Genomic DNA, 12,975 nt, shown 5'->3' with positions numbered 1-12,975 from the left:
GGCGGGAGCGCAAGCAAAACCGGTCGTCCGTTCGCACGAAGCGTTCCGGGCTTCCAGGTGCGATGTTCGAGGGGCCAGTCGCTGCGTCTGGGCTTACCGCCGGAGCGGCCGGCGGCGACCGTGGGCGAGACCACGCCACGGGCCCTCGCCCACGGTCCCCAATGGCGAAACCCGGCGTGCGTTAACCGGCGCTGTGCCCACGAAGTGAAGCCAGGTCCCGCCCGCCCGCCGCGGCAACGGCGGGCGGGCGGGGGGCCTCTTCCCGCGCCCCGCCGGTCTACGGGTAGAGGCCAGCCAGCACGGTGGCGGTCTGCACCGGGTTGGTCACCACAAAGTAGTGACCGCCGTCGACCACATGCGTGCTGGCGACCATCGACGGGCGGAGGCGGGCGGCGACGCCGGGCAGCGTGCAGAGTGTGTCCTCGGCACCGACCAGCACGTGCACCGGCGTTTCCAGCGACGGCGTCCACTCGTCCGGCACCAGCGACAAGTCACGCCGAAAGCGCGGGAGCAGCAGCCGCCCGACCTCGTCCGCCGTTAGCGTGGTCGGCGGCATCAGCCCGCTGCGGGTCAGGTCGGCCACCAGCTCCGCGTCGTCCTGCGCGCGGATCGCCTTGGCGGTCGCACCGGACAGCGGCGGGGCGGAGAGCACCACGTGCGCCGGCTCCAGACCGGCGCCGGCGCGGTTGGCGACCTCGGCCGCGACGAGCGCGCCCAGGCTGTGTCCGAAGAGGACGGTGCCTTCCGTCAGATAGGGCGTGATCGCCTTCCACCAGGCGTCGGCCACGTCCGGCACGGTGACCGGGCCGCGCAGGTTCGCCTCGCCGGCGACCACCCGCCACGACTCCGGCAGGTGCTTGGCCAGCCGGGTGTACGAGCCGGCCGAGCCCCCCGCGTACGGCAGGCAGATCACGGTCCGCCCCTGCCCCTCGCGGAGCACCCGCAGCGTGACGTCGACCTCGCCGGTACGCAGCTTGAAGCGGGCCAGCTTGCCGGTCGACGTGACCGGGAGCTGGTCGACGACCTCGATGACGGCCGGGCGCTTGAAGACCGGCAGCTGGTCGCGGAAGGCGCGGCGGGCGGCCGAGCGCAGCACGGCCCGGTCGACGCCGTTCTCCGGCACCAGGTACGCGACCGCCTGCTCCAGCCCGCTCGTGTCCCGCGCGCCCACGACAGCGACCTGGGAGAGCCCGTCCACATCGCGGGCGGCGGCCTCCACCTCGAACGGCGACACCTTGAACCCGCCCACGTTGATGAGGTCGTCACGCCGGCAGATGTACTCCAGGTCGCCGTCCGCGGCGCGGCGCACGATGTCGCCGGTGTACGCGCCGCCGTCGGCGAACGTGCGGGCGGTGGCCTCCGGGCGGTCGAGGTAGCCGGCCGCGACCGAGCCACCGGAGACGTGCAGCCGCCCCTCGACACCGTCGCGCACGATCTCGCCCTGGTCGTCCCGCACGGTGATCCGCACGCCCGGCACAGGTATGCCGGTCGATCCGGGACGGCTGCCGTTGGTCGCCACCACGATGTGCAGCACCTCGGTCGCGCCGAGCCCGTTGACCAGCGGGGCGCTGCACACCTGGGCGAACTCGCCGCACATCGGCGCGGGCAGGTGCTCACCGGCCGAGACGGCGAGCCGCAGCGAGTCGAACGCGAGCGCCTCGCCGTGCCGGACCCGCTCCAGCAGCGCGGCGTACACCCGGGGCACCGAGCACAGCACGGTCGGCCGGTGCGCGGCGAGCGTGGCGGCGACCCGGAAGACGTCCGGCGGGCCGGCGCTGAGCACCGTGCGGGCGCCCGCGGCGAGCGGGAAGAGCAGCGAGTTGCCGAAGCCGTACCCGAAGGAGAGCTTGGCGGTGGAGAGCACGGTGTCGGCCGGCGAGAGCGCGAGGATCCGGCCGAATCCACTGAGGACACTGTCGATGCCGGCGCGTGTGTGCAGCACGCCCTTGGGCTGGCCGGTGCTGCCGGACGTGTACTGGATCAGCACGACGTCGCCGTCGCCCTGGTGCGCGGGCGCGGGGATCTCGCCGTCGTAGGGCGCCATCCGGTCGGCCCGGCCGCGGGGCAGGTCGAGGGCGCCCGTGGCGGGCAGGCGCTCTTCGGCCCGCTCGTCCAGGTGCAGGTACGTGGCGGAGCAGTCGGCCGCGATGAACTCGATCTCGGCCGGGGTGAGCATCGGGCTGACCGGCACCGGTACGCCACCGGCCCACCACACGCCGAGGATCGCCACGACCGTGGCGATCGAGTCGTCGGCGACGATCAGCGCGTGGCTGCCCGGCCGGAAGGCGGAGCCGTCGAGCCGTGCCGCGTACGCGTGCACCGCCCGGGCCAGCTCGGCATACGTGACCTGCCCGCCGGCGTCCACGTACGCGGTCGCGTCGGGCTTACCGGCGGAGAGCAGGTGCTCGACGATGTTGTTGTTCACGATGACGAAACCTCCAAGCTGGCCGTGCTCCCGCACGGCTCGACCGCGAGGGCGAGGATGTTCGTGGGGCCTGAAGCGGTGGCGCAGATGGCGGCGGCACCCACCACCGCGAGAAACCCGCCCGCCGCGCCGAGGTCGCCGAGCACCCGCTCGACGTGCCAGACGGGGAAGGGTTGTCCGGACGCGAGCGCGTCGACGAGCTGCGTGTCCAATGTGGATATGACGAGGCCGTCCGGGCGGGTCTCCGGCCGTGCGGCGGCCTGTATCACGCGGGCTGTCGCGCGGACGAGGTCGGTGCGGTGGCAGTCGCGCAGCGTGACGCCGGGCCCGCCGGCCGGGTCCAGCGCGAGGCAGGCGGCGCCCTCGGCCGGGGTGAGGTGGTCCTGGGCGGCGGTCAGGCTCCAGCGGGTCACGGCCGCCGAAGCGCCGACGACCGCGGCGCCGGCGTCGCCGGAGGCGATGAGCCGCATCGCCTCCGCGATCGCCGAGATGCCCGCCGTGGCACCGCCGGTGAGGGTGAGGTTGGGCCCGGCGAGGCCGAGGCGGATGGAGACGGTGGCGGCCGGCCAGTTGTACGCGGACGCCGGCCCGAGCGCGGGCGCGACGAAGCCAGGATCCAATGTGGACGCTTCGGCGCACACGGTGGCGTACTCCGGCAGCCCGGCCGTGGAGCTGGCCCACACCACCGCCGTGGTGTCGTTTCGCGCCTGCGCCTCAGGGGTGTCCGCGGCCGACCCGAGGGCGAGCAGCGACTCGTGCGGCACGCTGCGCAGCCCGCGGGAGCCGGCGCGGGCCGGCACGCGGGGTTCGACCGGCCCGTACACGGCCCGCTCCACCGGTGCCAGCACGGTGTCCGGCGCGGTGAACCGGCGCACCGGGGCGGTGACCGGTGCGGCGGAAAGGCAGCGGGCGAGCCCCGCCAGATCGTCCACTTCGGACAGCCGGAGGCCGGCGCCGCGAACTGTCACGCTAGCCGGCATCGGGCGTCCCCTTCCCCAGGAGCACGGTGCAGACCGCACCGCCGAAGCCGTACGCCTGGCTCAGCACCCGGCGCACCGGTCCCCGCCGGCCACCCGGCTCCACGAGGTCGACGCCGGCGCACTCCGGGTCGGGGTCGAGCAGCGTGACGTTGCCGGGCACGAGGTCATGCGCGAGCGCACGTACCCCGATAACGGCCTCGAGCACGGCGGCCGCGCCCTCCGCGTGGCCCAGCTGTCCCTTGACCGAGGAGACCACCGGGCGCCGCCGGCCGCCGAGCGCCTTGGCGACCGCCCGGGCCTCCACCGCGTCGTTGGCCGGGGTTCCCGTGCCGTGCGCGCAGACCCAGTCGACGTCGTCGGGCTCGACCCGCGCGCGGTCGAGGCAGTTCTGGATCGTGACGATCAGGCCGGCGCCGTCCGGGTGCGGCTGGGTCAGGTTGTGCGCGTCGGCGGCGGACGCGGTGGCGAGCACCCGGGCGAGTGGCCGGCGCCCCCGGCGGGCGACCCGTTCCGCCCGCTCCAGCACGAGCACCGCGGCGCCCTCGCCCGGCATCGTGCCCCTGCGTCCCGCGTCGAACGGCCGGATCTCGTCGCCGGCGAGCGCCCGCATCGACGTGAAGAACGCGAACACCTCCAGCGACAGCTCGTCCGCCCCGCCACAGATCGCCACGTCGACCTCGCCGGAGGCCACCGCGGCGGCACCGGCGGCGATCGCCTCGTTGCCGGCGGAGCAGCCCGGCGCGAGCAGCACCGCGGGACCGTCCACTGTGACCACCTGGCGGACGGCGGCGAGCAGCTCGTCGGGGCGCGCCCAGGCCCGGTCGGCCACGCCGAGCGGTCCGCGCCCGATCGCCCGGTCCAGCAGCGGCCGGGTGCCCATGACCGTCCCCACGAACAGTCCCAGCCGTCCCCGCCGCCGGTGCGCCGGCAGGCCCGCGTCGCCGAGCGCCTCCAGCGTGGCGGCGGCCAGGTAGCGGGCGGCGAGCGACTCGTGCGGCGGCACCAGCGAGTCGAGCGCCGCCACCGCGCCGGGTGGCACCTCGGCCGCCCGTTGCGTCGGGTAGCCGGACAGGTCGTATCGCGTTACGGGCCCGGTGAGCACCCGGCGGTCTTCGATGGCGCGCCACAACGCGTGCACGCCCAGCCCGGCGGGCGAGACCGCGCCCACGCCGGACACCGCGACGCCGTCACGGTCCAACGCTCAGTCCCCGGCTGCGCAGTATGGCGATGGCCCCGCCGAGGTCCCGCATGCCGGCCGCCTCGTCGTCGGTGAGCTTCAGACCGAGCTGCCGCTCCATCCGTACGACGAAGTCGACCTTCTGAAGCGAGTCGACGCCGAGATCCTCGTAGAAGGCCGCGCCGTCGGTGATCTCCTCCGCCGGTACGTCGAACACCTCGGCCGCCATCGCGCGCAGCCGCGTTGCGGACGTCTCCTGTGGCATGGTCTCTCTCCCCTTACCGCGTACTGCCTCCCCAGGCCCGGTACTTGCGGTCAACCGTCTTTGGGAGCGGCCAGATTCGCCGGAACGATCAACCCCGGGGATCAGACAACGGGGCCGCCGCGGCCGGTCGCACACGGCGTGCGTCGTTTGGGGTGCGGAGCCGCGACCAGGGCGCGTCCCGCGGTTTGGTCTTGCACACCGGACATGGCGGCGGAGGTCGGGGATTTTGGCGCACGCGTCCTCGACATACAGGGCGCCGCCGGGCAAGAGTGTAGTGATGAAGATCCGCGCCGGCCGGCTGGACGACGCCGAGCGACTGCTCGCTTTCTGGACCGCGGCGGCCCATGGCCGCAGCGTGAGCGACGACCTTGCCGGCGTTACCCGGCTGCTGCGCCACGACCCGGAGTCGGTGCTGATCGCCGAGTCGGACGGCGCGTTCGTCGGCACGGTGATCGCCGCATGGGACGGGTGGCGCTGCCACATCTACCGGCTCGCGGTCTCCCCCGACCACCGCCGCCAGGGCATCGGCCGCGCGCTGCTCACCGCCGCCGAGGAACGCTTCGTCGAGCTGGGCGGCCGCCGCTCCGACGCGATGGTTGACGACGGCAACCCGGGCGCCCACGAGCTCTACCGCACCGCCGGTTATATGCCTGATTCATCCTGGACGCGATGGATTCGCCCACTAGTCCGGGCGGACGGTAATGCCCGTGACTAGAGCGGCCACAAGGGGGAAACTGAGAGGAGTCTGACCCGCACCTGTGGCTTGGAGGTGCCCATGACGACCGACGTCCACCTGCCCGACTCGATGCCGCTGCTGTCCCGCGGCCGCCACCGCAACCCACGCAAGGGTGCCTGCTTCATGGAGATGGCGTCCTACCTCGCCGGAGAGCGGTGGAGCGACCACCCGGCCTGCACACACCCGCTGCTCGCCTCGCTCGCCCGCCTGGTCAACGACCACACCAGCGACCCCGGCCGCCAGCGCCTCGCCGAGCTGATCCCCTCGGTGATCGGCCTGACCAGCGACGACGTCCGGTGGGACGCGCTGATCGCGCTGCGCGCCGCCGAGACCGCCCTCCCGGTCGTCTCCGCCGAGATGCAAAACGCGATGGCCGTCTCGGTGCTGAGCGGAAACCGCCTGCTGGCGGGCCTCGACGGCCGCCCGCCGGACACGCTCAGGCCGTCCAGCCGGGGTGCGTTGCTCCGCGCGCCACTCGCGGCACGCTGGGCACACCGGTTCACCTACGACGTCTCCGTGTCCCGGAGGATGTACCAGCGGCATGGCGCGCCGCGCACCGTCGAGTTCGCGGTGCAGGGCATCGCCAAGGCGTGCATCCCCGACCCCGACACGACGCTCCGCGACCTGCTCGCCGGCGCGATCGACGACGTGGTGGCGGCCCGGCCCGCGGCGACCGTGAGCCACTCCGCGGTGCGCGCCTGACGCGGGCGACGCCGCGGTCGGGTCAGGAGTCGTCTTCCTCCTCCTGCTGAGGGGTGTCCCCCTTACGGAGGAGCGCTTCTGGGCGGGCCAGGACGGTGACGCGGTAGGAGAGACCGACGTTCGACCAGATCTCCCCGTGGAGGCTCAGGCATAGGCCGACGCCGTCGAGGCCGACCGGGTGCTCGAAGAAGTCGACCTCGGGCTCCCCGATCGCGCCGACCAGGCCCTGCGTGCCGCGGTCGGTGGCGGGCACCTGCACCAGCCCGACCGTGAGCTGCACCTCGACGTCGTCGAGGGCGTCCACGTCGTACCAGTGGGTGTCGGGCAGAAAGAGCTGCGAGTCGACCATGCGGCGCCGGTAGTTGGGGCCCATCATGCCGGTCTCGCCGTCCGGCTCTTCGCCGATCCAGGCCATCCCGGCGTAGTCACTACGCAGCCGCCGGCTCTCCGTGTGGAAGTCCGTCACGACGGTGTCGATGCGCGGCTGGGCGACGAGGTGCACGTCAGCGTCGGTCACTGTGTCTCCTGGTTCGCTCGTTCGCGTGGCGCGGAAGGCGCCCCCGCTCACGTGCGGCACCCTAGCAGGGTCGCGGCGGCGCCCCGCCCCCGCCGCGACCCGCACCGCTCCGGTCCGTCTAGGGCTCCAGTTCGACGGCCAGTGGGGTGGCTACGAACACCGACGAGTAGGTCCCGACGACCACGCCGATCAGCAGGGCCAGCGCGAAGTCGAACAGCGAGTCGCCGCCGAGCGCGACGAGCGCGACAAGCACGAAGATCGCGCCCAGGCCGGTGCTCACCGTGCGCGGCACGGTCTGTAGGCAGGCCCGGTTGGCGAGCGTCGCGAACGCCGGCCGTTTGCGGCCGCGGGGGCCGGCCCGGACCAGCTCGCGGACCCGGTCGAAGACGACCACCGAGTCGTTGACCGAGTAGCCGATGACGGTGAGCAGCGCGGCGAGGAAAACGCCGTCGACCGGACGGCCCAGCCAGGCGAAGACGCCCAGCAACAGCAGCACGTCGTGCGCCATCGCCGCCACCGCGGACAGGCCCCACCGCCAGTGGAAGCGCACCGCCAGGTATGCCAGCTGCGCGGCGAGCGCGACTACCAGGGCGACCACGGCCTTGCGGCGCAGCTCCTCGCCGAGGCTGGGGCCGATGCGGTCGTCCCGCTCGCGCCGGACGTCGCCTCCCCCGGCCTCGGACAGCTCCTGCCGCACGCGTGCCTCGGTCGCGTCGTCGAACGAGCCGGCGCGAACGCTCACCCCCGATGTGCCCTGAGCGTTCACGACAGCACGTGGCAGGCCGGCCCCGACCACCGCGGCCCGCGCGGCCTCGGGGCTCAACGACGCGCTCGTCGTGTACGTGACGAGCCGGCCACCGGTGAACTCGACACCGAGGTTGAGCCCGCGCACGGCGATGCCGGTCACCGCGAGCGCGACGGCCAGCGCCGAGATCGCGAGCCAGCGGCGCCGGCGGCCCATGATGTCGGGTTCGCGGCGGGCGAGGGCGCGGCGCACCCAGCCGGTGTGTGCCAGGCCGGTCCACCGCGGCCGGCGGGCGAGGCCGAGCGCGCCCTCGGTGAGCACGCGGCTCAGCACGAGCGCGGTGAACATCGACACGAGCACGCCCACGGACAGCGTGACGCCGAAGCCGCGTACCGGCCCCGCGGCGAGGAAGAACAGCAGTCCGGCCGCGAGCAGCGTGGTCACGTTGGCGTCCGCGATCGCCGACCAGGCTTTGGTGAACCCGGTCCGCAGCGCGGAGCGTGGCGTGCGCCGGCCGGTCGCGTACTCCTCGCGGGCCCGCTCGAACACGAGTACGTTGGCGTCGATCGCCATGCCGATCGCCAGGACGAAGCCGGCCAGTCCCGGCAGGGTGAGGGTCGCGCCGAAGGCGAGCAGGGTGGCGTACGAGATCAGCCCGTAGGCGCCCAGGGCCAGCGCTGCCATGAGGCCGACCAGCCGGTACGCCGCGACGACGAACAGCGCGGTGGCCAGCACCCCGATGATCGCCGCCCGCGCGGAGGCCTCGATCGCCTCCTGGCCGAGCGTGGGCCCGACCGTGCGCTGCTCGATGATCTCGACCGGCGTGGGCAGCGCGCCGGCCCGGACCAGCAGGGCGAGCTCGCGCGCCTCGGCCGCGGTGAACGTACCGGTGATGCGGGCCCGGCCGCTGGCGTTGCCGGTGCCGCACGGGGTCTCGGTGTCCACCTCGGCGGACACCAGGACCCGGTCGTCCAGCACGACGGCCACGCGCCGGGTCGGGTCGCCCTGCGGTGCGCAGGCGGCGGTGCCGGTCAGCTTCGCCCACGCGGCCTTCCCGGCGTCGCGGAAGTCGAGTTGTACCTCCCAGCCACTGAACTGTCCGCGCCCGGCGACCGCGTCGGCCACCTGGTTGCCGGTGAGCGCGGCCGGCCCGAGCTGGAGCTGCTGCCCCCGCTCGTCCGGCAGCGTCTGCCCGCCGTCCACAGTGGATCCTGGAGCGAGTACCGGGCGGAAGGTGAGCTGGGCGGTGCGGCCGATCACCTCGGTCGCCTGGCGCGGATCGCTGACGCCGGGCAGCTCGACGATGATGCGGCGTTCGCCGGCCCGGGCCAGCGTCGGCTCGGACAGGCCGAGCGCGTCGACGCGGCGGCGGAGCACCTCGACCGCCTCGTCCGTGGTTTCGGCGGTGGCCTTGGCCAGCTCGCCGTCTCTCGTTTCCAGCACTATCTGGGTGCCGCCGCGCAGATCCAGCCCGAGCCGCGCCGGCCGGACGGCGATGAGCCATCCGGACACGACGATGACGACAAGGGCGAGGACGGCGCGCGCGGCATTGGCGCGCGACACGATGACTCTCCTCGCTTGGGTGAAAGGGTGAAGTGGACTCGACGCGTGCCGTCAGGCAGGCGGAGCCCGGCCCCGGAAGGCGAGGAGTGGCGCGCCGACCGCTCGCTCCACTGTGGAGCGCAGCGGGACGGACCAGCCGGCCACGGGTGGCGCGAGCGTCGCGATCGCGGCGGCCGTGACGGCGCCCGACACCGGTGCGGACGCGGCGGCGGACCCGATCGCCGCGACGACGGCGAACGCGCTCGGCCAGGCGGAGGTCGCCGCGAACCGCCCGGAAGCGGCGACGCCCGCGCCGGCGGCTGTCGACGCGGGCGATGCGGGCCGCGCGGTGGGCGGCGGGACGAGGAGCGTGACGAAGAGGGCCAGGAGCAGGGGCAGCGCGGCGACCCGTCGCGGGTGCGCCGAATCCGTCACGCTCGTGAATGTATCAAGCGCGCAGGCCGAAAAGGAACCTTGTGGGGCGCGTGCGCCGCACGAGCAGCTCGTAGGCGGCCACCGTGATGGCGTACGTGACCGTGACGAGCACCGCATACTTGATCGGGATCCCCGCGTCCCAGCGCACGACGACATAGGCGACGGCGACGAGGATCGGCTGGTGCAGCAGGTACAGCGGCAGCGCCGCCGTGCTCACGTAGCCGGACAAGCGCCCGCCTCCCGGCGTGTCCGATGTGGAGCGCGTTGGGCGGTCGAGGAAGCCGGCGATGGCGACGAGGGCGCACCAGCCGGTCAGCCCGTAGAGCGTTCGGGCGGCGATCGCCACCCCGGTCATGTCGGTGAACGGGTCGTCCGCCGACATGAACGCCACCGCGCCGACCGAGAAGAGGGCGATCGCCAGCACACCGGCCAGCCCGGCCGCGCGGCGCATCGCCTCGCGAAATCGCCGGTCGGCGGCCAGCACCACGCCGTACACGAAGAACAGCAGGTATGCCCAGCGGCTCCAGCCCGCGTAGGACTCTTCGAGCCCCACCAGCGCGCAGAGCACCGCGACCGGCACGGCCGGCAGCAGGATCGCGCCGCGGCGCCGCGCCGCGGTGGCCAGCCGATCCAGGACCTGGCGGCCGGAGTCGCGCGGGAGCCAGGCCGCGACCGGCGCCAGCATCAGCGAGAACGCGAGCAGCAGCACCACGAACCACAGGTGACCGGTCTCGAAGTGCTCGCCCTGTAGGACGAACGGAAACTCGGACAGGTCCAGGTGTACGTCGAAGAACCGGGGCAGGAAGCGCGGGTACGACTCGTCGGAGCCGGTCTCGCCGCGCAGCCGGAGCCACTGCGGCAGCGGGACGAGCGCGACCGTCACGAACACCAGCGGCACACCGAGCCGGCGCAACCGCTCCGCCGCCATGCCCGCTGGGCCGCGGCGGCGCAGCGAGTGCCACACGCCGAGGCCGGCGACCATGAAGAGCATCGGCATCGCCCACACGACGGCCAGCCCGGCGAAGATGGTGATCGCGCCGGTCGTCTCGGGGTTCTTGACGTAGAAGTCGTCGCGCGCGTCGAAGACCAGCGCCGAGTGGAAGAACACGAGCCCCATCACCACGAACGCGCGGATCGCGTCCAACTCGGACCGGCGCGCCGGTCGCACCACGTCGACGGCCATCGCCATCACTCCCACCGGACCAGCGTGGAAGCCGCCGTGCCGGCCAGGCGGCGGGTCACCGCGGCACCGGCGAGGGCGCCGACGAGCGCCGCCACCGGCACGGTCAGGACGAGCACCACCCACGAGGGGTTTCGGGCAAGCCCCGGCCCGGCCCCGATGCCGATGGTCATCTGGTCGGAGAGCACCTGGAAGAGGGCGAGCCCCGCGGGCAGGCCGACGATGCCGGCGGCGAGACCGAGCGCGGCCCCGCCGCTCGCCGACTGGGCGAGCGTCTGCCGCACGGTGAACCCGACCGTGCGCAGCACGCCGAGCACGCGGGCCCGCTCCCGCGCGCCGCTGAGCAGTGCGGCGGCCAGGTTGGCGAGGCTCACGACGAGCACCAGCCCGGCCATGACGAGCATCGAATAGGTGAAGAGGGCGAGCTCGTCGGGGTCTGACTCGATGGGGCGCACGATCGCGGCCGGGCCGAGCTTGTCGCGCAGCGCGGTCGCGAGCCGCTCCGGCGTGCCGCTCCCGGCGGAGACGAGGAACGCGTCGGGTGTGGCGCCGGGGAGCATCTCGGCCCGGTACATCAGCACCTCGCCGGTGTCCTCGGTCTCGCTGTACCAGCCGACGATCCTCAGCGAGAGCGGTGTCTCGCCGGCGCGGATGTCGACGGTGTCGCCGACGTCGAGGTCGAAGCGCTTCAGGAAGCCGTATCCGGCGAGCGCCTCCCCCGCCGCCCGCAGCGGCTGGCCCTCGCGGAGCACGAAGCCCGCCCGGGCCGGGTCGCCTCCGATCGCCCGGGCCAGAAACGTCGCGTCGCCGAGGGTCGCCCGCCGGTCGGTCTGGGTGTACCAGCTCGCGACCTCGGGCATCGCCGACAGCGCGGCGGCTGTGCCCGCACCGTCCGTGCCGTCGCCGGCCACCACCGCGTCGTACGGGTCGCCGGAGCGGGCCGGGTCGGTGACGAACCTGTCCATCGTGGACAGGAAACCGGCGGCCACCACGACCGCGGCCACGGCGATGGCGAGCGCGGCGGCGGTCAGCGCCGACCGGGCCGGCCGGGCCAGCACGCTGCCGAGCCCGAAGCGGGTGGCCGGCCCCAGCCGCGTCCGCTCCAGCAGCCGGGCGACGCGGGCCGGCGCGGCCGAACGCGGCGGCGCGTCGCGGAGCACGTCGGTGACCGGCTGGCGGGCGGCCCGGCGCGCGGGCAGCACGGTCGCGGCGGTCAGGATCACGCCGACGAACGCGACCGCGACAAGCAGCGACACCACGCTCACCCGAAAGCCGCCGCGGCCCATCGCCGCGGAGAGCCCCACTTGCAGGGACGGTGCGATCAGCGTGCCCGCCACCCAGCCGAGGACCGCGCCGGCGACACCGAGGATCAGCGTCTCGCCGAGGAGGCCGCCGATGATCTGCCGGTTGGTGTATCCGACCGCCTGGAGCAGCGCGATCTCGCGGCGCCGGGCCAGCAGCCGCGCGGCCGCCGTGCCGGCCACGACGAACGCGGCGGCGAGCAGGACGAAGACGCCGAACGCGGCGAGTGAGGCACCGAAGATGAGCTCCCGCGCGAGGATGTCGGCGCGGGTGTCCGGCCACGGCTGCACGCCGTCGACGCCGGCGCTGCCGCCGAGCCGGGCGGCGGCCGCGTCGGCTGCGTCCGGGTCGGTGAGCCGGGCGATGAGCAGCGTGTGCCGGTCGGCCACGTCGGGCGCGAGCGCCCGCAGCCCGGCCTGGTCGACGAAGAGGCGGATGGGGTCGCAGTCGGGATAGAAGCAGTCGGTGAGGTCGACGGCGGTGCCGACCACGGTCAGGGTCGCCGGGCGGCCGGCCACGTTGACCTGTACCCGATCGCCGTCGCGGACCCCGGCCTCGACGGCGGCCGCGCGGTCGAACACGACCTCGCCCGGCGCCGACGGCCAGCGTCCGGTGCGCAGCTGGGGCGCGCCCGGCGCGGAGGCCGGCGGGAGCGTGTCGACGCGTGCCTCGACCGATCCGTCGCCGAGCGTGACGTCGCCCGTGGTGTAGGTGGTGACCGGGCCGGTCGCGGCGAAGGCGGCGTCGCCGCGCAGCCCCTCCAGCACGACCGGCTCGCCGTAGACCACCAGGTCGGGGCGGCCGGAGTCGCGGTAGATGTCGTCGACTTGCGGGCCGCCCTGGCTCTGCACGGACAGCCCGGCGACGACGGCAGCCGCGGCGAGCGCGGCCACCAGCGCGGTGGCGCCGGCGGCGACCTTGCTCCGCCCGCGCAGCCCGGACATCGCCAGGCGAAGGGTGGCCGACACG

At 74.3% G+C, this 12,975-nt stretch carries 11 protein-coding genes; 2 read left to right on the top strand and 9 right to left on the bottom strand.

Annotation, left to right across the window (positions count from 1 at the left end; all coding sequences use genetic code 11):
- Nucleotides 1-277: 277 nt before the first annotated feature.
- Genes ACTMTJ_RS26070 through ACTMTJ_RS26055 form a run of 4 tightly spaced genes read right to left on the bottom strand, consistent with a single transcriptional unit; the run spans nt 278 to nt 4,847 of the window.
- On the bottom strand, nt 278-2,425 hold the full coding sequence (locus ACTMTJ_RS26070) for an alpha/beta fold hydrolase (RefSeq protein WP_441220352.1): 2,148 nt from the start codon (nt 2,423-2,425) through the stop codon (nt 278-280).
- Nucleotides 2,422-3,393 (bottom strand): beta-ketoacyl synthase N-terminal-like domain-containing protein, encoded by a 972-nt coding sequence (locus ACTMTJ_RS26065; RefSeq protein ID WP_441220350.1) that lies wholly within the window; start codon nt 3,391-3,393, stop codon nt 2,422-2,424. Before ACTMTJ_RS26065 ends, ACTMTJ_RS26070 begins: the two co-directional genes overlap by 4 nt.
- Nucleotide 3,394: 1 nt before the next feature.
- Nucleotides 3,395-4,603, bottom strand: coding sequence for a beta-ketoacyl synthase N-terminal-like domain-containing protein (locus ACTMTJ_RS26060; protein ID WP_441220348.1), 1,209 nt, complete (start codon nt 4,601-4,603; stop codon nt 3,395-3,397).
- A complete protein-coding gene (locus ACTMTJ_RS26055) occupies nt 4,593-4,847 on the bottom strand; it encodes an acyl carrier protein (RefSeq protein ID WP_441220347.1) in 255 nt (84 codons plus the stop codon). Before ACTMTJ_RS26055 ends, ACTMTJ_RS26060 begins: the two co-directional genes overlap by 11 nt.
- A gap of 277 nt (nt 4,848-5,124) precedes the next feature.
- On the opposite strand from ACTMTJ_RS26055, the gene ACTMTJ_RS26050 reads away from it, so the two are divergent.
- Complete coding sequence (locus ACTMTJ_RS26050) at nt 5,125-5,562, top strand: GNAT family N-acetyltransferase (protein ID WP_441220345.1); 438 nt, start codon at nt 5,125-5,127, stop codon at nt 5,560-5,562.
- Between the two features lie 60 nt (nt 5,563-5,622).
- Nucleotides 5,623-6,285 carry a hypothetical protein gene (locus tag ACTMTJ_RS26045; RefSeq protein WP_441220344.1) on the top strand — a complete coding sequence of 221 codons (663 nt, stop codon included), beginning with the start codon at nt 5,623-5,625 and terminating at the stop codon, nt 6,283-6,285.
- Between the two features lie 22 nt (nt 6,286-6,307).
- Here the strand turns inward: ACTMTJ_RS26045 and ACTMTJ_RS26040 are convergent, their stop codons facing one another.
- From ACTMTJ_RS26040 to ACTMTJ_RS26020, 5 genes are all read right to left on the bottom strand, one after another.
- A complete protein-coding gene (locus ACTMTJ_RS26040) occupies nt 6,308-6,802 on the bottom strand; it encodes a hypothetical protein (RefSeq protein ID WP_441220343.1) in 495 nt (164 codons plus the stop codon).
- A 118-nt stretch (nt 6,803-6,920) separates the two neighbouring features.
- On the bottom strand, nt 6,921-9,110 hold the full coding sequence (gene secD / locus ACTMTJ_RS26035) for a protein translocase subunit SecD (RefSeq protein WP_441220342.1): 2,190 nt from the start codon (nt 9,108-9,110) through the stop codon (nt 6,921-6,923).
- Nucleotides 9,111-9,161: 51 nt separating this feature from the next.
- A complete protein-coding gene (locus ACTMTJ_RS26030) occupies nt 9,162-9,524 on the bottom strand; it encodes a hypothetical protein (protein ID WP_441220341.1) in 363 nt (120 codons plus the stop codon).
- Between the two features lie 13 nt (nt 9,525-9,537).
- Nucleotides 9,538-10,713 (bottom strand): acyltransferase family protein, encoded by a 1,176-nt coding sequence (locus ACTMTJ_RS26025; RefSeq protein ID WP_441220569.1) that lies wholly within the window; start codon nt 10,711-10,713, stop codon nt 9,538-9,540.
- On the bottom strand, nt 10,713-12,974 hold the full coding sequence (locus ACTMTJ_RS26020) for an FtsX-like permease family protein (RefSeq protein ID WP_441220340.1): 2,262 nt from the start codon (nt 12,972-12,974) through the stop codon (nt 10,713-10,715). Before ACTMTJ_RS26020 ends, ACTMTJ_RS26025 begins: the two co-directional genes overlap by 1 nt.
- Nucleotide 12,975 lies beyond the last annotated feature (1 nt).

The organism is Phytohabitans sp. LJ34, from assembly GCF_052068095.1.
In the GTDB taxonomy this organism is placed as follows: Bacteria; Actinomycetota; Actinomycetes; order Mycobacteriales; family Micromonosporaceae; genus Phytohabitans.
Note: the sequence above shows the minus strand (reverse complement) of the source record. Positions and strands in the feature narration are given on the sequence as shown.

Excerpts from the sequence above, each read along its gene's own strand:
- ACTMTJ_RS26055 (WP_441220347.1), bottom strand. The coding sequence starts at position 4,847 with ATGCCACAGGAGACGTCCGCAACGCGGCTGCGCGCGATGGCGGCCGAG.
- ACTMTJ_RS26045 (WP_441220344.1), top strand. The coding sequence starts at position 5,623 with ATGACGACCGACGTCCACCTGCCCGACTCGATGCCGCTGCTGTCCCGC.
- ACTMTJ_RS26050 (WP_441220345.1), top strand. The coding sequence starts at position 5,125 with ATGAAGATCCGCGCCGGCCGGCTGGACGACGCCGAGCGACTGCTCGCT.
- ACTMTJ_RS26025 (WP_441220569.1), bottom strand. The coding sequence starts at position 10,713 with ATGGCGATGGCCGTCGACGTGGTGCGACCGGCGCGCCGGTCCGAGTTG.